Genomic DNA, 24,072 nt, shown 5'->3' with positions numbered 1-24,072 from the left:
AGCAGATCGGCCGGCAATCGCTCACCTGAACATCAAATGAGTCAGGTGATATTCCGGTAAATACATCCGACACACGAAGATGACGCCGACCATCACCAGCAAAAACACCAACTGCAACGGACTGAAGTGCGCCCAATGCAGCGCTGTCAGCCAAGGACGCCGAGCGGCCAGTTCAGGGTCGAGCTGACCGATACGGCGTTTGTGCAAGAGACCGATCAGCATGAAACCGACATAAGTCGCCATGCCCGGCCAACCCAACAGAAGCCCGAACAGCAACGTGAGGACGGCTTGCGGAACACCGTGTCGCATCACCAGCCAACGGGTATCCGGGTTCCAGTGGCGGGGGACCAGGCCTTCGGTCAGCCACAGGTCCTGGACAACGACATGCGAGATGATCGGCACCCACCAGCTCATGGCGAAACGGAAGAACCAGACCGGCACGCAGGCGAATGCCAACGGGATAAATATCATTGGGATGCTGATGCTGAAGCCTTTGGATTTGTATTCGGTCGGGAAATAAAACAAAAACAGCGCCAGTGCGATGCCCGCCCAGACACGCACCCAGGTTTCGTCGGCGATGGGGCGCGGCAGGAAACGTCGCCAGTGAAAAACATCGGCGTGGGGCAACCGTAAGCGCAATTGCGGGTAACGCCACTTGAGGGTTTGCGCAAGGTCATGACAGGCCTGCCATTCGTTCTGGCCAAAGCCGTCGATCATTTTCTTCTGTTGGCCAGGCTGCATCGGATTCATCAGCAAGTGCGCGGCTTGAACGTCAGCGGCCCAGGTCCGGTTGTCTTGGGCCTTGGCCTGCAGGCTTGCGTAGAAGCTTTCCTGATTGCAGCGCTCAATCAGTGCCTGCCAGAGCGACATCGGTTCAGGATGAATGCCTTTTTTATCGTCCCAACCAAACACCTGACCGACGCGATCGAACAGTGGCAGGCTCCATTCGGTGTCGTTGAACAATTGCAGGAGGATCCGCTGCCACTCCTGACGTCGATCGAACACCTGCAGCCAGGGTTGTACGGTGTAACTTTTGAGCTGTGTCAGGAATTCCCGCTCCTTGCTGGCTTCGAGCAACTCCTGCAACACCTGCCGATAATCCTGCAGCAAGCCGCTGGCGAGAGCGTCTCGCTGCCAATCGGTCATTTCGACGTTTTGCCAGGGCGCGAGCCAATCGAGGTGCTGGACCGCCCAGGCGGCAATCGAATTGCGCAAGCCCGGATGATCGAAGCACAACGCCAGTAATCGCTGCTCAAACGCTTTGGCGCAGTGCTGTTGTTGCGCTTGGGCCCAGCGCTCGGACAGATTCTGCTCGGAGAGTCCGTCGAGCAAGGTGCGCGCCGCGAGTTCGTCCGGCGCTGCAACCGGTTCGTGAAGGGGCTGGGGGGTGGACGGTGCAAGGTTCAGCGAGCGGAGAGGGGGCGGACTTTCAAGGTTCAAGGGCCGAAGTGGAGGCGGATTTTGAAGGCTCAACGGGCGCACTCCGAGCACATCGGACCCTGCCTGGAGGTCGGTGTGATTGGGCTTCTCGACAACGTCGACCGTTGCGACTTCATGTTCTTCGGCGGCGTATTCGGCTCGCCATTGCGCAACACCCAGCGCCTGCTCATAGGCTTCACGCAAGCGCTGAAAGCCTTCGGGATCTTCATCGGGCCGGAAGGTTTTCAGCAGCCTTGCATAGCTTCGCTTGAGGGTGCGCGCATCAGCGTCTTCGGGCAGTTCCAGCACAGACCAGCAATCCATGTTGCTGCTCCTCAGTGCCAGAGACCGTTGTCCAGCGTGCCCAGTTGCTGGGTCAGTTCACTGCGCGCTTCACGGATCCGCCGTTCATCCTGCGAATCAAGCACGTGCTGAAACTGTTTGGCCCAATGAGCAATCTGTTCACGCATCTGCCCCAGACTTTCCTGATAGAGACGCTCAAGACGTGCGGTCAACACCGTATTGACCTGCTGATCGCGCGGATGAATCTTCAACAGCGCCAGGCCCTCCAGGCGTTCCTGAATCTCTTCGGGTGTGAGCACGCCGGGGTTGTTTTCGATGACCAGCGAATGCTTGTCGCCCGTCAGGGGAATGACCACCTGGGCTTCGAGCAAACCGTTGTTGTCGTAGGTGAAACGCACGTCGAGGGCGACTTCGCCGGCCTTGCGTTTCGGCACTTTGATGTCCAGTTGGCCCAATGCCACGTTGTCTTTGACCAGGCGGCTTTCGCCCTGAAAGATCTTCAGCAGCACGTGCTCTTGGTTATCTTGCAATGTGTACACCGTCTTGACCCGGCTCACCGGCACGATGCTGTTGCGCTCGATGATCGGCAAGTAATGCCCGCTTTCGTACTGCTGGCCGATTTGGGTCGAAGTCTCGATGCCCAATGTGTAAGAACAGACGTCGGTCAGCACCACTTCTTCCAGCGCGGCGGAGCGTGCTTTCAAGGCAGCCTGGATCGCCGCACCGTGGGCCACGACTTCGTCCGGATCGAGACTGATCGAAGGGAAACGCCCAAACAGGCCGGCCGCCAGTTTGCGCACCAGCGGCATGCGCGTCGTACCGCCTACCAGCAGGATTTCGTCGAGATCACTGACCCGAATCCGCGCGTCTCTCAGGGCCCGCTCGATCGGTGTGCGCAGGCGTTCGAGCAGCGGCGTGTAGAGCGTGGCCAATTGCGCTTGGGTGATGGTTTGCGTCCATTGCTGGCCGTCGACCCGCAGGCTGAATTCGGCGCTGCTGTCCTGGCCCAGGGCTTTGCGCACGCGCTCGGCCTCGCGACGCAAAGGCTGGATGATGCTGTTGCGGTCAGGAAAGTTGTCGGTGTTGCGATGGTGCTCAAGGAAATGCTCAAGCAGCACGCTGTCGAAATCTTCACCACCCAGGAAGTTGTCGCCCGCGCTGGCGCGCACTTCCATGACCCCGTCGAAGAGCTCCAGGATCGACACGTCGAAGGTGCCGCCGCCGAGGTCGAACACCAGGAACGAAGTTTCCTTGTCCCGTTGATGCAGCCCATATGCCAGCGCCGCAGCGGTTGGCTCGTTGATCAGTTTTTCAACCTTCAGACCCGCCAGCTCACCGGCAATGCGCGTGGCCTTGCGCTGGGCATCGCTGAAGTAGGCCGGCACGCTGATCACCGCTTCATGCACGGTTTCGCCGAAGGCCCGCTCGACGTCTTCCTTCAGGCTCTTGAGCACCAGCGCCGAAAGCTCCTCGGGACGGAATGACCGGTCTCCCAGACGCACTTCCGTAGCGCTGCCCATGTGCCGCTTGAACAGCGAAGCGGTCTGGCGCGGGTGAGTGTGCAAGCGCTCGCGGGCAGCCTGGCCGACCAGAACCCGGCCCTGATCATCGAGACCCACCACGCTGGGAGTGAGGAACTGGCCGAGTGCATTGGGCACCAACTCGCTGGACTCCCCGCGCCAGACGGCAACGAGGCTGTTGGTGGTTCCCAGGTCAATCCCTACGATCATGGCGATGAACTCCCTTTCCGGCCTGCAAAAAGCTGATACAGATAATATTCGCGCAAGGATATTACCGGAGCAGCGGGGTGGTAAAGGAAAGTAGTGGCACTGAGCTATTATTTGCGGCGGGACGTGGTTTGGTCCGGAAGCGTGGGATGTGACAGAGGGTTACAAGAGGTGCAGTGTCTACCGTTCTCGAGCACTGCTAGACTGGCGCAGTATTGGACTTGGCAAAGGTCACCCATGAAACCTTCTACTGCACTGGATCTAAAACGAGCAGCCGTCCGCGAGGTCGTCGGTCGATTTCGTACGTCCAACCCTCGTGTATTTGGTTCCGCGTTACTCGGGACAGATAAAGAAGGGAGTGACCTTGATTTACTGGTGGACGCTCTCCCAGGGGCCACGCTTTTCGATCTCGGAGGGCTTCAAGTCGAGCTCGAAGATTTGCTGGGGGTCAGTGTTGATCTGCTGACGCCGGGAGATCTTCCGTTGAAGTTTCGTCAGCAGGTACTCGAACAGGCTCGTCCCGTATGACTGTTAACCGTCTCGCAGATTACCTTGACCATATGCGGCAAGCCGCAAGCGATGCGCTGATTTTTGTCGAAGGCTTGAGTAAAGAAGAGTTTTCCGAAGACAAACGTACCCAGCAAGCTGTGATCATGAGCCTCATCATTATTGGTGAAGCAGCCACCAAAGTAATGGATGGCTATGCGGATTTTGCGAGCGAAAATTCACAAGTGCCATGGCGCAGCATGCGAGGTATGCGCAACCGCATTGCTCACGGCTATTTCGATATCAATCTCGAAGTGGTGTGGGATACCGTTCAGACGGCCTTGCCTGAGTTGTTGAAGGTTTTACCCTCCGATCAAATCTGATTGCACCTGCTTTGCACAGGTGCAATCAACTTCGTTTACGGCATCACCGGCGGCGTATACGTCAGCGTCGTCCCCAGCGCCCACAGCAAAAACAGCACCAGCGGCGTGTGCACCAGCAATTGCACGAACGAGAAGCCAATCAAGTCCCGCGCCTTCAACCCAAGCACGCCCAGCAGCGGCAGCATGTAGAACGGGTTGATCAGGTTCGGCAGGGCTTCAGCCGCGTTGTAGATTTGCACGGCCCAACCCAGGTGGTAATTCAGGTCGGTGGCCACCTGCATGACATAAGGCGCTTCGATGATCCATTTGCCGCCGCCGGATGGAATGAAGAAACCGAGAATCGCCGAGTAAACGCCCATCAGCAGCGCATAAGTGTCGTGGGACGCAATGCTGACGAAGAAGGTCGAGATGTGGTGGGCCAGGGTCTGCGCGTCAGTACCTTTGACCGTGGTCATCAGCGCAGCGATCGAGCCGTAGAGCGGAAACTGGATTAGCACGCCGGTGGTGGTCGGCACCGCTCGGGATACGGCATCGAGGAAGCTGCGCGGGCGCCAGTGCAGCAGCGCGCCGAGCATGATGAACAGGAAGTTGTAAGTGTTCAGGCCCGAGATCGCGCTGATCGCCGGTTTAGTCGAAAACTCGTGGAACAGCCATCCTGCGGCCAGCAGCACCAGCAAAATCGTCAGCAACGGGCTGTGCTCCAGCCATTCGCCGGGGCGGGTGCGCGGTTGCAGCGGTGGCAGGTTGAAGCTCGGGTCGATGCCGCAGGCTTCGGCGTCGCGGGCTGTTTTCGGCCCCGGCGCGGTGGCGTAGGCGATGATCAGCGAAATCACGATCAGTGCCAGCAACATGACGCCGGACTGCCAGAGAAAAATGGTCTGGGTGAACGGAATGACGCCGGTGATCGACAGAATCGAGGGTGGCAGGCTGGCCGGGTTGGCCTGTAATTGCGCGGCGGACGACGACAGGCCCAAGGCCCACACGGCGCCAAGGCCCAGATACGCGGCAGCACCGGCGGCGCGGTAATCCATTTTCAGGTCGGTGCGGCGAGCGAGGGCGCGCACCAGCAGACCGCCGAACACCAGCGACAGGCCCCAGTTCAGCAGCGACGCCACCATGGAAATCAACGCGACCCAGGCCACGGCCGAGCGGCCGTTTTTCGGGATCCGGGCCAGGCGGTCGATGAGTTTCACCGCGGGCGGGGAGCTGGCGACCACATAACCGCCGATGACCACGAACGCCATCTGCATGGTGAACGGGATCAGGCTCCAGAACCCATCACCGAAAGCCATGGCCGCGTCAGTGGGTTTGGCGCCCATGAACAGGGTCGCCACGGCCACGATGATCACCGCCAGCGCGGCAAATACCCACGAGTCGGGGAACCAGCGTTCGGCAAAACTTGAACAGCGCAGGGCAAAGCGTGCGGAGCGGGTATCTTCGATATCAGCGGCCACGGGAGTACCTCGAATTTTTATGTTTATTGTGGTCTTTGGGGCGGCAAAGGCCCGTCTGGACAGGTGCCAACAGTAAATCAATCAGTCATATTTTGTGACGAAGATTAACCAGGCTGAGACTTTGGTCTAACGGGTTGTCGGTGGGCGCGTTTGCGTAGACCATGGGCGCCTTGGTTTTTTGCCCGTGCCAGAGTTCTTTTCATGACTGCCAATACCGATTCGCGCCCGGCGCCCTTCAGCCGCTCGGACTACAAGACCCTTGGCCTGGCGGCCCTTGGCGGCGCCCTGGAAATCTACGATTTCATCATTTTCGTCTTTTTCGCGCTGACCCTCAGTCAGCTGTTTTTCCCACCGGAAATGCCCGAGTGGCTGCGCTTGCTGCAAAGCTTCGGGATTTTCGTGACGGGTTATCTGGCGCGCCCATTGGGCGGCATTCTGATGGCGCATTTCGCCGACCGGCTGGGGCGCAAGAAGGTCTTCAGCCTGAGCATCCTGATGATGGCGCTGCCGTGCCTGCTGATCGGCATCATGCCGACCTACGCCCAGATCGGCTATTTCGCACCGCTGCTGCTGTTGGTCCTGCGGGTCCTGCAGGGCGCTGCGGTCGGCGGTGAAGTGCCGAGCGCCTGGGTGTTCGTCGCCGAGCACGCGCCCGCCGGGCATCGCGGTTATGCCCTGGGCTTCTTGCAAGCCGGGCTGACCTTTGGCTACCTGATCGGCGCCCTGACCGCGACCTTTCTGGCGCAGGCGTTCACCCCGACGGAAATCCTCGATTACGCCTGGCGTTACCCGTTCCTGCTGGGCGGCGTGTTTGGGGTGATTGGCGTCTGGCTACGCCGCTGGCTCAGCGAAACCCCGGTGTTCATGGCCATGCAGGCCAAGCGCGAGGCCGCTGTCGAACTGCCGCTGCGCACGGTCTTGCGCGAACATCGCCTGGCGATATTGCCAGCGATGCTCCTCACCTGCGTACTGACGTCGGCGGTGGTGGTGTTCGTGGTCATCACCCCGACCATGATGCAGAAAACCTTCGGCATGACCGCCAGCCACACCTTCGCCTTGAGTGCCTTGGGCATTGTGTTCCTGAACATCGGCTGTGTACTCGCCGGGCTGCTCGTCGATCGCTTCGGCGCCTGGCGCACGGTCATGCTCTATAGCCTGCTGCTGCCGCTGGGCATCGGCGTGCTTTATACGTGCCTGATCACCGGGGGCCAATGGATCGGCTTGGCCTACGCGATTGCCGGACTCGGTTGCGGGGTCGTCGGCGCGGTGCCGTCGGTGATGATCAGCCTGTTTCCCGCGCGAATTCGCGTCTCGGGGATTTCCTTCACCTACAACATTGCCTACGCAGCGTGGGCGAGTGTCACACCGTTGTTGCTGATCGGTCTGATGCCGTGGAGTCCGTGGATTTGCGTGATCTTCAGTGCGGTGATGGGCGCGGTGGGCGTGAGCAGCGCTGCTTATTTCGGCACACGGATGCCCCGGGTTGAGCATTGCCCGGCCGCTGGCACGGCATGAACGCAAGGTCACTCAGGCGTGCCGCAACTATTTTTGTAGGACAACCCTGAAACGCTCTTCAGAAAATATCCGCAAGGCCGATGGCTAGGCTGCATGCCGCTTTCCATTCCTGTCCATCGGTGCTTTCCATGTTCAACAAACGCTTGAAGCAGGAGCTGTCGGCTCTTCGCGAAGAACTCTCCAGCCTTCAGCAAGTGAAGGACAGTCTGGAAAGCGAGATGCTGGTCCTGACCCTGGATCCTGATGGACGGATTCAATCGGTCAATCAGAATTTCCTCGGCGAGATGCTCTACAAAAGCAGCGACCTGATCGGCCGGCACATTGAAGACATCGTCCCGCCCCATGTGAAATCGGACGAATTCCACCTCCGCTTCAAGGCTGCGCTGACCCGCCGCGAGCACTTTGCCGGCGCCGTGCGTTTGCTGCGGGGCAATGGCAAGGAAGCCTGGTTGCGTTCGATTGTGCAGCCCGTGTTGTCCTCGGAGGGGCGGATCAAGCACTTCTCGATTTATTCCAGCGACCTGACCCGCACCATCGAGGCGTCCCGCGAGCATGAGAACCTGATCGGCGCGCTGGTGCGTTCGACGGCGGTCATCGAGTTCGATCTCAATGGCAACGTGTTGGCGGCCAACGAGCGGTTCCTCAGCGGCATGGGTTACAGCCTGGCGCAAATCAAGGGCAAACATCACCGTACGTTCTGCGAGCCTGAAGAGTACAACAGCGCGGAATACCAGAACTTCTGGCGCCGCCTGAACGCCGGCGAATTCGTGGCAGGCCGCTTCAAGCGTGTGGACAACCACGGTCGTGTGGTCTGGCTGGAGGCGTCCTACAACCCGGTGGTGGATGCCAACAACACGCTCTACAAAGTGGTGAAATTCGCCACGGTGATTACCGATCAGGTCAATCAGGAGCAGGCGGTCGCCGAAGCGGCAAACATTGCCTACAGCACCTCCCAGCAAACCGATCAAAGCGCTCAGCGTGGAACCGCCGTGGTGACTCAGGCGGTGGACGTAATGCGTGACCTGGCCCGGCACATGCAAACCGCCGGCGAAGGCATCGAAGCGTTGAACGAGCAGTCGCTGGTGATTGGCACCATCGTCAAAACCATCAGCGGCATTGCCGAACAGACCAACCTGCTGGCGCTTAACGCGGCCATCGAAGCGGCGCGCGCCGGTGAACAGGGGCGAGGTTTTGCGGTGGTGGCGGATGAAGTCCGGCAGTTGGCGTCCCGTACCAGCCAGGCCACCGATGAAATCGTTGGCGTGGTACGCCAGAACCAGGACATGGCGCGCAATGCCGTGGCCCTGATGACCGACGGCAAACTTCAGGCTGAACAAGGCCTGGCGCTGGCGGCGGAAGCGGGCACGGTGATCGTCGAGATTCAGGACGGCGCACAGAAAGTGGTGAACGCGGTCGGGCAGTTTGCCAATCAACTGGCGACTTGATAACTGACCTCCAGGTGGAAATCGCTACAATCGGCGTTTCCCCAGGAGCAGCCCTCATGAGCGTTTCTCACCGCCGTCCGGTTCCCTTGTCCAAGGCTTATCGCTTGCTCAATCACGGGCCGACCGTGCTGGTCAGCGCGGCGCATGAAGGCAAGCGCAACATCATGGCCGCGGCCTGGGCCATGCCTTTGGACTTCGAACCGCCGAAAATCGCCGTGGTGCTGGACAAGTCCACCTGGACCCGCCAACTGCTGGAAGCGTCGGGCACCTTCGTGCTGAACGTTCCCTGCGCGGCCCAGGCCGATATCGCCCAGACTGTGGGCTCGACGTCGGGCCTGGAGCTGACTCAGGGCCAGGGCCTGGACAAGTTTCAGATCTACGGCCTGCAGACGTTCAGTGGCGAGCTGATCGATGCGCCGATGCTTGAAGGTTGCGTCGCCTGGCTGGAGTGCCGACTGCTGCCGGAGCCCAACAACCATCAGCAATACGACCTGTTCCTGGCCGAGGTGATTGCCGCCCAGGTCGATGAGCGCGTGTTCAGCGAAGGCCGTTGGCACTTCGAGGGACACGATGCGCTACGCACCCTGCATCATGTGGCGGGCGGGCATTTCCTGACGATCGGCGAGCCGGTGGACGGCAAGACTCTGCAGCCGTAAACCGGCGGCCTTTTACACCCAGACGTCATTCTGCGCCGTGCGTTCGCCGCCTTCGCTGCCTGTATTCAGCACACCCTTGGGCTCGATCAGCAGCAGTTTCACTTCCTGCGCGGCAGAGGGTTTGTGCTCGACACCCTTTGGCACCACGTACATTTCCCCCGCGTTCAGCAGGACGTGGCCATCGCGAAAGTCGATGCGCAGCTGCCCCTCGATCACGATGAAGGTCTCGTCGGTGTCCAGGTGATCGTGCCAGATGAAATCCCCCAGCAGTTTCACCACTTTGAACTGGTAGTCGTTCATCTCGGCGATGACCCGAGGGCTCCAGTGCGAGTCGATCCGGGCGATTTTTTCAGCGAAGTTCAGGCTTTGGTAGGCGTTCATGAAGAAAGCTCTCGTGGTTGATCGTGAAGCCACGATAGTCAGCACGGCAGCGGGCTTCTTGTACGATTGTGCGCGCTCAGCGGCGGTGCATTTTCATCCAGCGGGCCGGTGAGAGGCCGTATGCCTTGCTGAATTGCCGGGTCATGTGGCTCTGGTCGGTGAAACCGGCGATCAGTGCGGCACTGACCAGAGACTGGCCCTGGATCAGCAGGGCGCGGACCAGGTCCAGGCGACGCATGGTCAGGTATCGATAAGGGCTGGTGCCAAACAACAGGCGGAAATCCCTCGACAGACTCCAGCGATCCCGACCGCTGTGCTGCGCCAGTTCCTCCAGTGTCACCGTGCGATCCAGGGCGCTGTGGATGAACTCCCGCGCGCGCTCCGCCGCCACGTAGTCGAAGCGTTGGCGTTTACCGGGCGCGCCGGAGACAGTGCTCAATGCCTGCGCCAGATCGAACAGCGCGTCCTGCTCTTCCAAGGGATCGAGGGGGCAATCCAGGCTTCGCAGCAGCACGTCGGTGGCGGCGAACAGGCGTGGGTCGGTCGACAATCCGGTCTTGATGAACGGCAGCGGTTGCCCGCCGAGTATCTGCTGGATCAGCGCCGGCTCGATGTACATCATCCGGTACTTGAAGCCGGCCTCGGTGCCAGCCTCGCCATCGTGGACTTCGTCCGGGTGCAGCACCAGGGTCCCGCCGGGCAGACTGTGGCGCCAGCCGCCGCGGTATTGAAAACTCTGCACGCCGGCCAGGGTCCGGCCGATTGCGTAGGTGTCATGGCGGTGAAGGTCGTAGCCGTGGCCGGCAAAAAATGCCTCGAAACGCTGAACCCCGCCCACGTCGGGGGCGCGATGGAACCAGTCGATGGGAGACGTGTGCTTGGCCATGGTGTCGTTGTCTTGAGCGCAATGTCGATCACGGTAACCCAGGGACCGGCCACCTGTCTGCTGGCCGACAAAACCCATGGGGCTGGTAGAAAACCGCATACAAATGTAGCAAGGTATCGAGCATTCTCTGCACCCTGTAAGCCATCGAGGCGCGGGTGCGTTTGATCGTTCGTCGAGGTGTCTGGTATGAGCAAACTGCGGGTAGGGATTATTTTTGGTGGTCGTTCGGCGGAGCACGAAGTATCGCTGCAATCGGCGAAAAACATCGTCGATGCGCTGGATCGGTCGCGCTTCGAACCGGTGCTGATCGGTATCGACAAGCAAGGCCATTGGCACCTCAATGATCCATCGAACTTCCTGCTCAACCAGGAAAATCCGGCCCTGATCGCCCTCAACCAGTCCAACCGGGAACTGGCCGTGGTGCCGGGCAAGGCCAGCCAGCAATTGGTCGAAACCTCGAGTCAAGAAATGCTGGGCCACGTCGATGTGATCTTCCCGATCGTGCACGGCACGCTGGGTGAAGACGGTTGCCTGCAAGGCCTGTTGCGCATGGCGGATTTACCCTTTGTCGGCTCCGATGTGCTCGGCTCGGCGGTGTGCATGGACAAGGACATCAGCAAGCGGCTGTTGCGTGACGCCGGGATTGCAGTCACGCCCTTCGTGACCCTGACTCGTGCCAGCGCCGCGCGCACCGGGTTCGCCGAGGTCCAGGCCAAACTCGGTCTGCCGCTGTTCGTGAAGCCGGCGAACCAGGGGTCGTCCGTGGGCGTCAGCAAGGTCAGTGACGAAGCCGAGTACACGGCGGCAGTGGAACTGGCCCTGGGTTTCGATGAAAAAGTATTGATCGAATCCGCCGTCAACGGTCGCGAGATCGAGTGCGCGGTGCTGGGCAACGAGGATGCCATCGCCAGCGGTTGTGGCGAGATCGTGGTGCGCAGCGGCTTCTATTCCTACGACAGCAAATACATCGACGCTCAAGCGGCAGAGGTCGTGGTGCCGGCCAACATCAGCAGCGAGGCCAGTGAGCGCATCCGCGCCTTGGCTGTCGAGGCGTTTCAGGTGCTCGGCTGTTCCGGGCTGGCGCGGGTCGATGTGTTCCTGACCGACAGCGGCGAAGTGCTGATCAACGAAATCAACTCGCTGCCCGGCTTCACCCGAATCAGCATGTACCCCAAGCTCTGGCAAGCCACCGGCATGACTTACAGCGAGCTGGTCAGCCGCTTGATCGATCTGGCGCTGGAGAAGCACAAGGCACGGCAAGCGCTGAAGATCACCCGATAAGCTACTCGGGACTATTCAAACAAGGATTTATGGATGAGCGATAAAACGGAGTACCTGTTTTCCTACGGCACCTTGCAGGACAAAGTCGTGCAACTGGCCAACTTCGGGCGCGAGCTCAGCGGCAGTGCCGATGCGATGCTGGGGTACGAGCAGTCCTGGGTCGAAATCACCGACCCAGAGGTGTTGGCCACCAGCGGCAAGACTCACCATCCGATTCTTCGTCCGGGAAGCGATAGCAGCGTCCCGATTCCCGGCATGGTGTTCCAGATCACACCCGAGGAACTAGCCGCCGCCGACAGTTATGAGGTATCGGATTACAAGCGTGTCAGCGTAGTCCTTCAATCCGGGATTGAAGCGTGGGTGTACGTGAGCGTGTAGTGTGCCTGCGTGATATCCGATGAGCCGGGGAGGGGAGATTTTCAGCGTCGGCCAGTACGCTTCGACCGACGTTTGATCAAGCTTGTTTCATAGGTTTAATCAGGCTCTCTGCTGGTATTCCGAACAGATCATGTAGTTTCCATATCATCGGGAGCGTCAACGCACGCTTGCCATTAAGCACTTCGTAAACCCGGTTTGTCCGGCCAATGGCAGGCGCAAGGTCCGCTGCGGACAGACCTGATTGTTCCATGCGAAATTTTATCGCATCGATTGGATTGGGCAGATCAACTGGAAACTGCTTCGATTCATAAGCTTCGATCAGTGTGATCATGATGTCGAAATAATCCCCTTCAGGCGTGCCAGGCTCTGGCTCATTGTCGAAAAGGGCAGATACAGTCTTGAGGGCTGCGCGGTAGTCCTCGTCGGTGTGAATCGGACGAATGTTCATTGGTTACTCCATCTCGACGGTATCGGCGTCGATTGCGTCGTACTGCTTGTGAGTGCCGACAAATTTTATGTAAACGGCGCCGAAGCGATAAGCCACAGCGACTACCAGCCGAAAGTCATTACCCTTGATGTTGAACACGACTCTACGGCTCTTGAGAATGCTGGCGGTAGCAAAGTGCGCTTTTATGTTCGCAGGTGTTTTCCACTCGGCATTTCTTGCCTCGTCAATCCAAGCTAGTAAGGATTGTTCTGCGTCCGGGTAGCGCTCCCAAAAACTTTTAAGCTGACTAATGGCGATAATTCTCATGGCGTGATCCTAGTCCCGTGATGGGACTGATGCAAGTCTGTGGAGGTGTGGCCGATGGGAGGTGCGGACTCGACTTTGTACCTAGGTGCTTCGGGTGGCTGAACTGATGCGAAAAATGATCTTTGAACTCTATCGAAGAAGCAGTGGTGTGCAGGTAGGAAAAGTCGGCGCGAGGTAGCCGAACAGGACTCATTACATACAAAAAAGGCCTACCTCCCGGTAAGCCTTTTCCACCCTCTGTAGGAATCAATCCCCCAACGCAGCCCCCTCACGCCGAGGATCGGCCCCGCCCGCCAACGAAGCCTTCCCCTGCGCATCCTTCATCCGAACAATCGCCTGGGTGCCGCTGGTCATGTCGATCTCGCTCACGCTGTGCCCTTTGTCCTTCAGCGCCTGAATCAACCCGGCGCTGAACTGCCCCTCTTCCAGTTCCGTCGGGCCGTTTCGGCTGCCGAAGTTGGGCAGGCTGATGGCGGCTTGCGGGTCGAGGTTCCAGTCGAGCAGGCCGATGGTGGATTTGGCGACGTACTCGATGATTTGCGAGCCGCCCGGCGAGCCGATGGTGGCGAGGAATTCGCCGCTCTGACGGTCGAAAATCAGCGTCGGTGCCATGGACGAGCGGGGGCGTTTGCCGGGTTCGACGCGGTTGGCGACTTTCTGCCCGTTTTCTTCGGGGATGAACGAGAAGTCGGTCATCTGATTGTTGAGCAGAAAACCCTGAACCATCACGTGCGAGCCAAACGCGGATTCGACGGTGGTGGTCATGGACACCGCGCCACCTTCGTCATCGACCGCGACCACTTGCGAGGTCGAGATGCGCAGCGGTGAACGGTCCGGTGCGTAGGCGATCTTGATGCCCGGCGGGGTGCCGGGTTTGGCCGTGCCCATGCTGCGATCGCCGATCAGGGCGGCGCGGCTGGCCAGGTAGCTCGGGTCCACCAGGCCTTTGACAGGGACGGGCACGAAGTCGGCGTCGGCCAGATAGAGCGCGCGGTCGGCGTAGGCCAGGCGCTCGGCTTCGGCAATCAGGTGCACGGCTTCTGGCGTCGGCTCGGTGCCGGCGGGTTTGTCGGTCTTGACCGGTTTCATTGAGGCCAAGGCAAAACGCTGGTCGCGTACTTCCAACGCCTGGAGTGTGCCGAGGATCTGCGCCACGGCGATCCCGCCCGACGACGGCGGCGGCATGCCGCAGACCTGCCAGCGTTTGTAGTCGGTGCATAGCGGCGCGCGTTCCTTGGCCGTATAGCCTTGGAGATCGTTCAGCGACAGACTGCCAGGGTTGGCGTGGCCCTGAACCTTGGCGACGATTTCTTGCGCAACCGGCCCTTTGTACAATGCATCGGGACCTTCTGTGGCGATGCGTTTGAGCACGGCGGCCAGTGCCGGGTTTTTCAGCTGAGTGCCGGCGGCTTTCGGGCTGCCATCGGCATTCAGGAAGTACGCCATCATGTCAGGCGAGCGACGCATGGAGGAATCTGAAGCGATCAGCTGATGCAAGCGCGGCGAGATGGCGAAACCTTGCTCCGCGAGTCGGATGGCCGGTTCGAACAGTTGCGCCCATGGCAGACGACCGTGTTTCTGATGTGCCAGCTCAAGCGCTCGCAACACACCGGGCGTGCCCACTGAGCGACCCCCAATCTGCGCCTGGGTGAAGGCCATCGGTTTGCCGTCGGCTTGTAGGAAAAGCTTCTCCGTGGCGCCGGCCGGTGCGGTTTCGCGACCGTCGTAAGTGCGCACGTTCTTGCCATCCCACAACACAATGAACGCGCCGCCACCGATGCCCGAGGATTGAGGTTCCACCAGCGTCAACACCGCTTGCATGGCAATCGCGGCATCCACCGCCGAGCCGCCCTGACGCAGCATCTCCCGCCCGGCCTCGGCCGCCAGAGGGTTGGCTGCCGCCGCCATGTGTTTCGAGGCGTGCCGGGTTTGCAGGTCGGTGCGATAACCCGAGGCGACTTCCGGCGCGATCGGCAATGTCGACGTGGGCGGGGCGTTGCACGCTGCAAGGGTCAGCGCGGTGGCGATCAGCGAAAAGGCTGACAGGCGATAGCGGCTCAAGCGGAAGGCTGAGAACACGTTGGGCACTCCGTCCGTGGGAAAAGATCAGGGGACTTTATCGGCCGACAGGGCGTGGTGCAAACCACGGATGAGAGCCAAGACGCTTTTACCCTTCATGAGTTGACTGATTTTCTGTAGGGTCGAGGGCATCAGACGGATCAGAAAATCAACAAGAGGCAGCCATGCAGACCGAGTTTCCCACCCAGCCGAGTTATCGCACTCAGCGTGAGCAATTCCTCGCCGCAGCGACCGCGGCCGGAGCGACGTTGACTGAATATCCGCATCCCCTCAAAGGACCTTTCGGTGAACCCTTGAGCACCGATGTGGCGGTGTTGGGTGATCCAGGTGCCAAGCGATTGCTGATTGCGTTGAGCGGCACCCATGGGGTGGAAGGTTTCTATGGCTCGGGATGCCAGATCAAGTGGATGCAGGAGTTGGGCAAGCGTTCACTGCCGGTCGATGTCGCGGTGGTGATGATCCACCTGATCAATCCCTGGGGCACCGCATGGCTGCGTCGGGTCAACGAAGACAACATCGATCTGAACCGCAATCACCTGAACTTCGAACGTCCGCTGCCGGACAATCAGGCTTACGCAACGCTGCATGACATCTATGCGTTCACTGAGTTGCGGGGGCCCGAACGTGAGCGCGCCGACGCCTTGCTCGACGGACAGATTCGCGAACACGGCTGGCCAGCGGTGATGTCAATCGTCGAGGGCGGCCAGCACAGTCATCCCGATGGGCTGTTTTATGGCGGCCTGGCGCCGAGCTGGTCGAACCGCACGCTGCACGAAATCCTGCAAACGCATGTTGCCCACGCCGAGGTCGCGATGTGTTTCGATTTGCACACCGGCGCTGGCGAGTACGGTCATCCGATGTTGCTGACCATCACCGAGGCGGCTTATCCGGCGCTACCCGATGCGCAGGCCATTTATGGACCCTGGCTCTACACGTTGCTGACCGGTGCCGACACCTTGAGTGAAACCGGCGTGGCGGCCACCGCGACGGGCTACACCTCGCAGGCACTGATCAATGCACTGCCGCAGGTCAAACTGATGCCGTTCGTGATCGAGTGCGGGACGTATCCGGGGCCGGACGTTCATCGTCATTTGCGCGATGACCACTGGCTGCATCTGCACGGCAATCCAAGTAATGCGGTGGGGCGCGAGATCAAACTGAATCTGCTGGAGCAGTTCTATCCTGCCGACAGCGACTGGCAGGCGATGGTCTGGCTGCGGACGTGGCAGATTTGGGAGCGCGCGTTATCGGCGTTGCCGACGGTTCGTTCTTGAAGTGCTGTTAGGGGCACTTTTCGCGAGGCATAAAAAAACGGCCTACCTTTCGGTAAGCCGTTTTTAGTACTTGGTGGCTACACAGGGACTTGAACCCCGGACCCCAGCATTATGAATGCTATGCTCTAACCAACTGAGCTATGTAGCCAAGTGGCGCGCATTATTCACCGGTAATGCAGATGCGTCAAGCGTAAATCCAAAATATTTCTCTACGCTTTCAACCGCTTATCCACCTGAGCCGAATATTCGGGCCGGGTGAGGGCGTCAACTGAGCTGAAATCTCCCGGTATTGGCACTCAAGGCCTTGCTGCCCTGGCTCAAGGTGTCCGCCGCCAGGTTCACCGCCCGCGCGCCTTCGAGCAACCTTACCGCGGCCTGATCGACCTGCTGGATGTTGCCGCTGACTTCATCGGCGGTGCTGGCCTGTTCCTCAACCGCCGTGGCGATCTGCGCCAGGGTGTCGGTAACGCCTTGCACCGCGTGGGCAATTTCCCCGAGGCGCTCGCCCAGGCCGGTGACCGACTGGGCATCACTTTGCGCTTGGCTACAGGCCGCTTCCATCAGGCTGACCGCCTCATTCACCGTGCTGCGCAGACTGTCGACAGTGCCGGCGATCTGCGCGGTGGAGGACTGAGTGCGTTGCGAGAGGCTGCGCACTTCATCCGCCACCACCGCAAAGCCGCGACCCTGTTCGCCCGCGCGAGCCGCCTCGATCGCCGCGTTGAGCGCCAGCAGATTAGTCTGCTCGGCCACGCCGCGAATGGTGTCGACCACCAATTGAATCTGCTGGCCTTGTTCGCTGACCCGGCCGAGTGCCGCCGCCGTGTCGTTCAAGCGCTGGTTGAGCTGCTGAATACTCGCCGTGGTGCGTTGGCTGTCGCGGCTGCTGTCGGCCGCAATGCGTTGGGTGTGTTGAGCGCTGCCGGACGCCTGTTCGCAACTCTGGGCGACACCCTGAGAGGTCGCGGCCAACTGCGTGGCCGCAGCGGCGATCTGGCTGATCTGCAATTGCTGCGCTTCAACTTCGCCCAAGGCGCCGCTGGAGTGATGGTTGAGGGTGCGCACCGCGTTGCTCACCTGCAAGGTTTCGTGATCGACCCCCAGCAAACTGTTGCGCAGCTGCACCACGGCGACATTCAGGGCGGTGCTGATGGCCGCCAGCTCGTCGCGCCCCTGCACCGGCACTTGCAGGCTTAGGTTGCCGTCGCGCAATGCTTCTGCCAGCAGGGTGATGCCGCTGGCGCTGCGACGGATCGAGGCCTGCAAGCAGATGAACAGGTACAGCGCGGCCAGCAGCAGGCAGCCAAAGATCGTCGCCACCAGAATAAACTGGCTGATCGCCGAGCCATGGTAGTAATCCAGGCGTTGATCCAGCGAAACCAATGACTGCTGGCGCAGCGAGGCGAGGTCGGTGAGCAGGCTGTCGAGGCTGCGCTCGAATTCTTCCGGCTTGAGCTTGATGCTGCCGCCGAAGACGCCGTCATCGAGGACTTTCAGTTCAGCATCGAGATGCTTGAGGCTGTCGTGGTATTGCCCGGCCCAGCTTTGCAACGCGCTGGGCAGGCGTGCTTCCAGCAGGCTGGCGGTTTTCGCCAGCTGTTCCCGGGCATCGCCGATACGACTGCGCAAATCGCGCAATTGCAGACGGCTTTGCAGGGTGAACTGCCCGGACACCACCGATGCCTGACCGACGCTGGCCAGGCGGCCAACCCGCTCAATCAGGTCCGGCGCATGCTGTGTCGAGATTTGCGTCAGCAAGTAGGTTTCCAGCCACGGCGCGAGGGTCAGGCGATTGTCCATGGCGATCTGCTCGCGCAGGGCTTGCAGCGCACTCAAGGCATTGGTGAAACGATCGTAGCCATCCGGCCACCAACCAACGCTGCTCAGGCTTTTCGAGTCGAGGCCGTTGAGGGCGGTTTGCAGGGCCTGATAACGGGTCAGGGTTTCGCCCTCGGCGCCTTCGGTTTTCAGCGCATCACCGAGGTCCGAGGTGGCTTGGGCGACGGCGGGTTGAACCGCATCGAACCCAGCCATCGCGGCAAGGGTTGCAGGCGTTGGCTGGCGATTGGTTTCCGTCGCACGCCAGCGGGCGGCGCGGTCACGTTGGGCGGCGAGCAGGTTATCGAGCGCATCCAGGGCGAGCAGTTGCCGAACACCGGCACGTTCGCCGGAGATCAAGTTAAGTTTGGCGCGATAGTCCTGACCAATCATCACCAGGCTGCCTGCCAGCGGCAGGATAAACAGCAGAAACAACAACTGAAATTTGCGTGCGAAGCCAAAACGCCCCAGCAATCCGATCCCCGGTGATAAAAAAGCCTGCATGCCCCATGACTCCTCTGGACACCACGCACCAATGGCGTGCGTCGGGGTCGTTGCGACCGCGACTTGTGCCCTTTTAAAAGGCCTCGAAAGTTCACCCTTGTCAGCTCTGTAGGCCGACTCTGTAGCGAAACTTCCCATTCTCGGTCCCCTTTGTAAGGGGCCGCGTTGAAGCGGATTAACAAGGCAAGATTCAGACCATGGCGTTGCGCTATCACCTTCTTGGCGATGAGTGTCGAGGTCGTTAGCAGGCTAAGGGGATGGCGCTGCCGCACTGAAAAATGGCACATTGACGCACCTGCCTGCGTGCACCCATCTGCTGTACGGAAATTCTCATGGCTATCAGCAATGTTCAGACCGGCACGACGTCGGCACCCGCGACTTCACAAAGCAGCCCTCTGGTCATGCGCATCATTGGCGCGGTGGCGCTGGCGCATTTGATCAATGATCTGATCCAGTCGGTTCTACCGTCGATTTATCCGATGTTGAAGGCCAACTATGGCCTGACATTTACCCAGGTTGGATTGATCACTTTGACGTTCCAGCTGACGGCTTCGCTGTTGCAGCCATGGGTCGGTTACCACACCGATCGCCATCCCAAGCCCTGGCTGCTACCGGCGGGAACCGTCTGCACGCTGGTCGGTATTTTGATGATGTCGGTGGTCGGTACTTTTCCGCTGATTCTGCTGGCGGCGGGGTTGATTGGCATCGGCTCGTCGACCTTTCACCCGGAAGCTTCTCGCGTGGCTCGACTGGCCTCGGGCGGGCGATTCGGTCTGGCGCAATCGACCTTTCAGGTCGGAGGCAATGCCGGCTCGGCCTTCGGCCCGTTGCTGGCAGCGGCGATCATCATTCCCTTCGGCCAGGGCCATGTGGCGTGGTTTGGATTGTTCGCCGTGTTTGCGCTGTTCGTGCTCTATCGGATCAGCCGCTGGTACGCCAACCACTTAAACCTGTTCAAGCTCAAACAAGGTCAGGCGGCAACGCACGGCCTGTCGAAACGCCGGGTGATCAGCGCGCTGGTGGTGCTCGGGCTGCTGGTGTTCTCCAAGTATTTCTACATGGCCAGTTTCACCAGCTACTTCACCTTCTACCTGATCGAGAAGTTCGACCTGTCGGTGGCCAGCTCGCAGCTGCATCTGTTCCTGTTCCTGGGCGCCGTGGCGGCGGGGACGTTCTTCGGTGGGCCGATTGGCGACAAGATCGGGCGGAAGGCGGTGATCTGGTTCTCGATCCTTGGCGTGGCGCCATTCACGCTGATCCTGCCTCACGTTGATCTGTTCTGGACCAGCATTCTGAGCGTGCTGATCGGCTTTATCCTCGCGTCAGCCTTTTCGGCCATTGTGGTGTACGCACAGGAACTGGTGCCGGGCAATGTCGGGATGATTGCCGGGGTGTTCTTCGGATTGATGTTCGGTTTTGGCGGGATTGGCGCGGCGTTGCTCGGGCATCTGGCGGATGTCCACGGCATCGAATACGTGTACTTCCTGTGCTCGTTCCTGCCATTGTTTGGCGTACTGGCGATCTTCCTGCCAAGAACCAAAAAGGCGTAGCACCGCTCCACCTGTAGGAGCGTGGCTTGCCCGCGAAGGCCATTACGCGTTTGCCAGGAACACTGCGTCATCGTTCTTCGCGGGCAAGCCTCGCTCCTGCAGGATTAGGTCTCGCCCGGATTTCAGGCACAAAAAAGCCGCGTCTTAAACGCGGCTTTTTCTTGTTCGGCTTCTTTTACACGTTGAAACGGAAGTGCATCACGTCGCCGTCTTTAACGATGTAGTCCTTGCCTTCCAGGCGCCATTTACCGGCTTCTTTAGCGCCGGCTTCGCCCTTGTACTGGATGAAGTCGTCGTAGGCGATGACTTCAGCGCGGATGAAGCCTTTTTCGAAGTCGGTGTGGATCACGCCAGCGGCTTGTGGCGCGGTCGCACCTACGCGGACGGTCCAGGCGCGGACTTCTTCGACACCGGCGGTGAAGTAGGTCTGCAGGTGCAGCATTTCGTATCCGGCGCGGATCACGCGGTTCAGGCCAGGCTCTTCGAGGCCCAGGGCTTCGAGGAACATGTCTTTCTCTTCGCCGTCTTCGAGTTCGGCGATTTCGGCTTCGATCTTGTTGCAGACCGGAACCACCATGGCGCCTTCTTCTTCGGCGATGGCCTTGACGATGTCCAGCAGCGGGTTGTTCTCGAAACCGTCTTCAGCGACGTTGGCGATGTACATGACCGGCTTGGTGGTCAGCAGGTGGAAGCCACGAATCACCGCTTTATCGTCGGCGCCCATGTTCTTCATCAGCGTGCGCGCTGGCTTGCCGAGGGTGAAGTGAGCGATCAGTTGCTCCAGCAGACCTTTCTGGACCACGGCGTCCTTGTCACCACCCTTGGCGTTACGGGCGACTTTCTGCAGTTGCTTCTCGCAGCTGTCGAGGTCGGCGAAGATCAGTTCCAGGTCGATGATTTCGATGTCGCGTTTCGGGTCGACGCTGTTGGAGACGTGAATCACGTTCTCGTCTTCGAAGCAGCGGACCACGTGAGCGATAGCATCGGTCTCGCGGATGTTGGCGAGGAACTTGTTGCCCAGGCCTTCACCTTTCGAGGCGCCGGCCACCAGGCCCGCGATGTCGACGAATTCCATGGTGGTTGGCAAGATGCGCTTTGGATTGACAATGGCCGCCAGGGCTTCCAGGCGTGGATCCGGCATCGGCACGATACCGGTGTTCGGCTCGATGGTGCAGAAGGGGAAGTTCTCGGCCGCGATCCCGGATTTGGTCAGGGCGTTGAATAGGGTGGACTTGCCGACGTTAGGCAGGCCGACGATGCCGCAATTGAATCCCATGGTGTTTTCCCCGAGGAGTGAGTCAGGCCTTCTGGCTGTGCAGGTTTTTCATCGCGCGGTTCCATTCACCGGCGAGGATATCCGGCAGCACGCCGAGGGCAAAGTCGATGCTGGCATCGAGTTTTTCCTGTTCGGCGCGTGGCGCACGACCCAGGACGAAATTTGAAACCATACTGGCAACGCCCGGGTGGCCAATGCCAAGCCGCAAGCGGTAAAAGGTATTCTGATTGCCCAGTTGCGCGATGATGTCGCGCAACCCGTTGTGACCGCCATGGCCGCCGCCCTGTTTGAGCTTGGCAACGCCGGGTGGCAGGTCGAGTTCGTCATGCGCCACCAGGATTTCTTCAGGCGTAATGCGGAAGAAGCCGGCAAGTGCCGCGACGGCCTGGCCGCTGCGGTTCATGTAGGTGGTGGGAATCAGCAGACGAACATCCTGACCCTGATGCGAATAGCGCCCGGTCAGGCCGAAATATTTGCGATCGGCCACAAGGTTGACGCCTTGCGCGTTCGCGATGCGCTCAACAAAAAGGGCCCCTGCGTTATGCCGGGTCTGTTCGTATTCAGCGCCTGGATTTCCCAGGCCAACGATCAGTTTGATGGCAGTCACGATAGGGGCCCTTCTTTGGAGTGGTGGATAACATCGCCGCAATCAGTGTGTGCGGCGAAAGTGGACGAAAAGTGCTCATTTACCATTATGTAAACTCCGCGTTCTCGCCCGCTTTCTCGCTACGTTCCAGTCCGCGATGTTACTTGATCACTCCGGCATGACAGAGTGAATTACTCTGCTTCGCCTTCTTCAGTAGCTTCTGGAGCAACACGTGGAGCGTGGACGTTGGCAACAGCCTTGTCATCGCCGTGTGCCAGAGCAACAAACTCAACGCCTTTAGGGGCTTTGAGGTCGGACAGGTGAATGATCGAACCGATTTCGGCGTTAGCCAGGTCGACTTCGATGAATTCAGGCAGGTCTTTTGGCAGGCAGGTCACTTCGATTTCCGAAACAACGTGCGAAACTTCGCCGCCTTTCTTGATCGGGGCTTCTTCGCCAACAAAGTGTACAGGCACGATAGCGGTCAGTTTCTGGCCAGCTACAACGCGCACGAAGTCAGCGTGCAGTACGTGGCCTTTGGCCGGGTGACGCTGCAGAGCCTTGATGATTACGTTTTGCTTGGTGCCGCCAACGTTCAGCTCGATGATGTGGCTGTAAGCCGCTTCGTTTTCGAGCAGTTTGGCAACTTCTTTAGCCAGCATGCTGATGGATTCAGGGGCTTTTTCGCCACCGTAAACTACAGCTGGAACCAGGCTTGCGAGACGACGCAGGCGGCGGCTCGCACCTTTCCCCAGGTCGGAACGCACTTCAGCATTCAGAGTAAATTCGTTCATTTTGTATCTCCAAAATAACCACATTCGCCCCAGCGGTTGCGACCAGCGCTAAAGGCGATATGGGCAAAAAAGCCCCGCCCCGGCAGGAATGCCGGGGCGGGGCGCTTTTCGTCAGCGAGACAGTCGAGAAGGGCAGGGCCCTTAACGGAACATCGCGCTGATCGATTCTTCATTGCTGATGCGGCGGACCGCCTCGGCAACGACCGGCGCGATATCCAGTTGACGGATACGCGTGCAGGCTTGAGCAGCAGCGGACAACGGGATGGTGTTAGTCACCACCAGTTCGTCCAGCATGGAATTTTCAATGTTTTCGATCGCCCGACCGGACAGCACAGGGTGTGTGCAGTAGGCGAAAACCTTGGCGGCGCCATGCTCTTTCAGGGCCTTGGCCGCGTGGCACAGAGTGCCGGCGGTATCGACCATGTCATCGACCAGAATACAGGTACGCCCTTCGACATCACCGATGATATGCATCACTTCAGAGTGATTGGCTTTCTCACGGCGTTTGTCGATGATCCCGAGATCCACGCCCAGGGATTTGGCAACAGCACGTGCACGCACGACGCCGCCAATGTCCGGGGACACGATCATCAGGTTTTCGAAGCGCTGATCTTCAATGTCATCCACCAGAACCGGGGAGCCGTAGATGTTATCTACCGGAATATCGAAGAAACCCTGGATTTGGTCAGCATGCAGATCAACCGTGAGAACACGGTCGATGCCGACTACGGTAAGCATGTCAGCAACGACTTTCGCGCTGATAGCCACACGTGCGGAGCGCGGACGGCGATCCTGACGGGCATAACCAAAGTAAGGAATAACAGCAGTGATACGAGTAGCCGAGGAGCGGCGGAAGGCATCAGCCATCACTACCAGTTCCATCAGGTTATCGTTGGTCGGAGCGCAAGTCGGCTGAATAATGAAAACATCTTTACCGCGGACGTTTTCATTGATCTCGGCAGTAATTTCGCCGTCGGAGAACTTACCGACAGAGATGTCACCGAGAGGGATATGCAGCTGACGTACAACACGCCGAGCCAGATCGGGGTTAGCGTTCCCCGTAAAGACCATCATCTTGGACACGCGCAGTACCTGAAGGCTGAGGGTAACCTGGATGAGTATA

22 protein-coding genes, 1 tRNA gene and 1 pseudogene are annotated in these 24,072 nt (G+C 59.6%); 10 read left to right on the top strand and 14 right to left on the bottom strand.

Annotated features, from left to right (window positions below; genetic code table 11):
- Window positions 1–21: 21 nt before the first annotated feature.
- Window positions 22–1,743 carry a J domain-containing protein gene (locus RHP74_RS26315; RefSeq protein WP_311096666.1) on the bottom strand — a complete coding sequence of 574 codons (1,722 nt, stop codon included), beginning with the start codon at window positions 1,741–1,743 and terminating at the stop codon, window positions 22–24.
- 11 nt (window positions 1,744–1,754) lie between these two features.
- Complete coding sequence (locus tag RHP74_RS26310; protein ID WP_304818006.1) at window positions 1,755–3,452, bottom strand: molecular chaperone HscC; 1,698 nt, start codon at window positions 3,450–3,452, stop codon at window positions 1,755–1,757.
- A gap of 234 nt (window positions 3,453–3,686) precedes the next feature.
- Here RHP74_RS26310 and RHP74_RS26305 point away from each other — a divergent pair, with 234 nt between their 5' ends.
- Window positions 3,687–3,977, top strand: coding sequence for a nucleotidyltransferase family protein (locus RHP74_RS26305; protein ID WP_010458330.1), 291 nt, complete (start codon window positions 3,687–3,689; stop codon window positions 3,975–3,977).
- Complete coding sequence (locus RHP74_RS26300; protein ID WP_010458329.1) at window positions 3,974–4,318, top strand: DUF86 domain-containing protein; 345 nt, start codon at window positions 3,974–3,976, stop codon at window positions 4,316–4,318. The genes RHP74_RS26305 and RHP74_RS26300 overlap by 4 nt, the downstream gene beginning before the upstream one ends.
- Before the next feature lie 35 nt (window positions 4,319–4,353).
- Here the strand turns inward: RHP74_RS26300 and RHP74_RS26295 are convergent, their stop codons facing one another.
- Window positions 4,354–5,772, bottom strand: coding sequence for a short-chain fatty acid transporter (locus tag RHP74_RS26295; RefSeq protein WP_010458328.1), 1,419 nt, complete (start codon window positions 5,770–5,772; stop codon window positions 4,354–4,356).
- Window positions 5,773–5,973: 201 nt separating this feature from the next.
- Between RHP74_RS26295 and RHP74_RS26290 the strand changes: the two genes are divergently transcribed.
- The 4 genes and pseudogenes from RHP74_RS26290 to RHP74_RS26280 all read left to right on the top strand — a co-directional run bounded on the left by RHP74_RS26290 (window position 5,974) and on the right by RHP74_RS26280 (window position 9,388).
- Window positions 5,974–7,287 (top strand): MFS transporter, encoded by a 1,314-nt coding sequence (locus RHP74_RS26290; RefSeq protein WP_311096665.1) that lies wholly within the window; start codon window positions 5,974–5,976, stop codon window positions 7,285–7,287.
- 80 nt (window positions 7,288–7,367) lie between these two features.
- Window positions 7,368–8,144 (top strand): annotated as a pseudogene (locus RHP74_RS31505) (PAS domain-containing protein); the annotation flags it as partial.
- A complete protein-coding gene (locus tag RHP74_RS31500) occupies window positions 8,124–8,732 on the top strand; it encodes a methyl-accepting chemotaxis protein (protein WP_372242823.1) in 609 nt (202 codons plus the stop codon). The pseudogene RHP74_RS31505 and the gene RHP74_RS31500, both read left to right, overlap by 21 nt.
- 56 nt (window positions 8,733–8,788) lie before the next feature.
- Window positions 8,789–9,388 (top strand): flavin reductase family protein, encoded by a 600-nt coding sequence (locus tag RHP74_RS26280; protein WP_311096664.1) that lies wholly within the window; start codon window positions 8,789–8,791, stop codon window positions 9,386–9,388.
- 12 nt (window positions 9,389–9,400) lie between these two features.
- On the opposite strand, the gene RHP74_RS26275 is transcribed toward RHP74_RS26280, so the two are convergent.
- Complete coding sequence (locus RHP74_RS26275; protein WP_010458312.1) at window positions 9,401–9,769, bottom strand: cupin domain-containing protein; 369 nt, start codon at window positions 9,767–9,769, stop codon at window positions 9,401–9,403.
- Window positions 9,770–9,845: 76 nt separating this feature from the next.
- A complete protein-coding gene (locus RHP74_RS26270) occupies window positions 9,846–10,655 on the bottom strand; it encodes an AraC family transcriptional regulator (protein WP_311100563.1) in 810 nt (269 codons plus the stop codon).
- Between the two features lie 186 nt (window positions 10,656–10,841).
- On the opposite strand from RHP74_RS26270, the gene ddlA reads away from it, so the two are divergent.
- Window positions 10,842–11,936 carry a D-alanine--D-alanine ligase gene (ddlA, locus tag RHP74_RS26265; RefSeq protein ID WP_010458310.1) on the top strand — a complete coding sequence of 365 codons (1,095 nt, stop codon included), beginning with the start codon at window positions 10,842–10,844 and terminating at the stop codon, window positions 11,934–11,936.
- Window positions 11,937–11,969: 33 nt separating this feature from the next.
- Entirely contained in the window at window positions 11,970–12,314 is a 345-nt protein-coding gene (locus tag RHP74_RS26260) for a gamma-glutamylcyclotransferase family protein (protein WP_010458309.1), read from the top strand.
- Window positions 12,315–12,390: 76 nt separating this feature from the next.
- On the opposite strand, the gene RHP74_RS26255 is transcribed toward RHP74_RS26260, so the two are convergent.
- From RHP74_RS26255 to ggt, 3 genes are all read right to left on the bottom strand, one after another.
- Window positions 12,391–12,762 (bottom strand): type II toxin-antitoxin system HigA family antitoxin, encoded by a 372-nt coding sequence (locus tag RHP74_RS26255; RefSeq protein ID WP_077749022.1) that lies wholly within the window; start codon window positions 12,760–12,762, stop codon window positions 12,391–12,393.
- A gap of 3 nt (window positions 12,763–12,765) precedes the next feature.
- Window positions 12,766–13,068, bottom strand: a complete 303-nt coding sequence (locus tag RHP74_RS26250) for a type II toxin-antitoxin system HigB family toxin (protein ID WP_077749021.1) — start codon at window positions 13,066–13,068, stop codon at window positions 12,766–12,768.
- Window positions 13,069–13,314: 246 nt separating this feature from the next.
- Window positions 13,315–15,147, bottom strand: a complete 1,833-nt coding sequence (gene ggt / locus RHP74_RS26245; RefSeq protein ID WP_311096662.1) for a gamma-glutamyltransferase — start codon at window positions 15,145–15,147, stop codon at window positions 13,315–13,317.
- Between the two features lie 164 nt (window positions 15,148–15,311).
- On the opposite strand from ggt, the gene RHP74_RS26240 reads away from it, so the two are divergent.
- Entirely contained in the window at window positions 15,312–16,421 is a 1,110-nt protein-coding gene (locus RHP74_RS26240; protein WP_311096661.1) for a DUF2817 domain-containing protein, read from the top strand.
- 71 nt (window positions 16,422–16,492) lie between these two features.
- On the opposite strand, the gene RHP74_RS26235 is transcribed toward RHP74_RS26240, so the two are convergent.
- Window positions 16,493–16,569 (bottom strand) — tRNA-Met (locus tag RHP74_RS26235).
- Between the two features lie 116 nt (window positions 16,570–16,685).
- On the bottom strand, window positions 16,686–18,743 hold the full coding sequence (locus RHP74_RS26230) for a methyl-accepting chemotaxis protein (RefSeq protein ID WP_010458292.1): 2,058 nt from the start codon (window positions 18,741–18,743) through the stop codon (window positions 16,686–16,688).
- Window positions 18,744–19,075: 332 nt separating this feature from the next.
- Between RHP74_RS26230 and RHP74_RS26225 the strand changes: the two genes are divergently transcribed.
- A complete protein-coding gene (locus RHP74_RS26225) occupies window positions 19,076–20,293 on the top strand; it encodes an MFS transporter (RefSeq protein ID WP_311096660.1) in 1,218 nt (405 codons plus the stop codon).
- A gap of 175 nt (window positions 20,294–20,468) precedes the next feature.
- On the opposite strand, the gene ychF is transcribed toward RHP74_RS26225, so the two are convergent.
- The 4 genes from ychF to RHP74_RS26205 form a co-directional block, all read right to left on the bottom strand.
- A complete protein-coding gene (gene ychF / locus RHP74_RS26220) occupies window positions 20,469–21,569 on the bottom strand; it encodes a redox-regulated ATPase YchF (RefSeq protein WP_010458288.1) in 1,101 nt (366 codons plus the stop codon).
- Between the two features lie 22 nt (window positions 21,570–21,591).
- Entirely contained in the window at window positions 21,592–22,176 is a 585-nt protein-coding gene (gene pth, locus RHP74_RS26215; protein ID WP_010458286.1) for an aminoacyl-tRNA hydrolase, read from the bottom strand.
- A gap of 170 nt (window positions 22,177–22,346) precedes the next feature.
- On the bottom strand, window positions 22,347–22,949 hold the full coding sequence (locus RHP74_RS26210) for a 50S ribosomal protein L25/general stress protein Ctc (protein WP_010458284.1): 603 nt from the start codon (window positions 22,947–22,949) through the stop codon (window positions 22,347–22,349).
- A gap of 141 nt (window positions 22,950–23,090) precedes the next feature.
- Window positions 23,091–24,032 carry a ribose-phosphate pyrophosphokinase gene (locus RHP74_RS26205; protein WP_010458281.1) on the bottom strand — a complete coding sequence of 314 codons (942 nt, stop codon included), beginning with the start codon at window positions 24,030–24,032 and terminating at the stop codon, window positions 23,091–23,093.
- Between the last annotated feature and the right edge of the window lie 40 nt (window positions 24,033–24,072).

Origin of the sequence: Pseudomonas sp. SG20052 (assembly GCF_031766055.1) — a bacterium.
GTDB lineage: Bacteria > Pseudomonadota > Gammaproteobacteria > Pseudomonadales > Pseudomonadaceae > Aquipseudomonas > Aquipseudomonas mandelii.
Note: the sequence above shows the minus strand (reverse complement) of the source record. Positions and strands in the feature narration are given on the sequence as shown.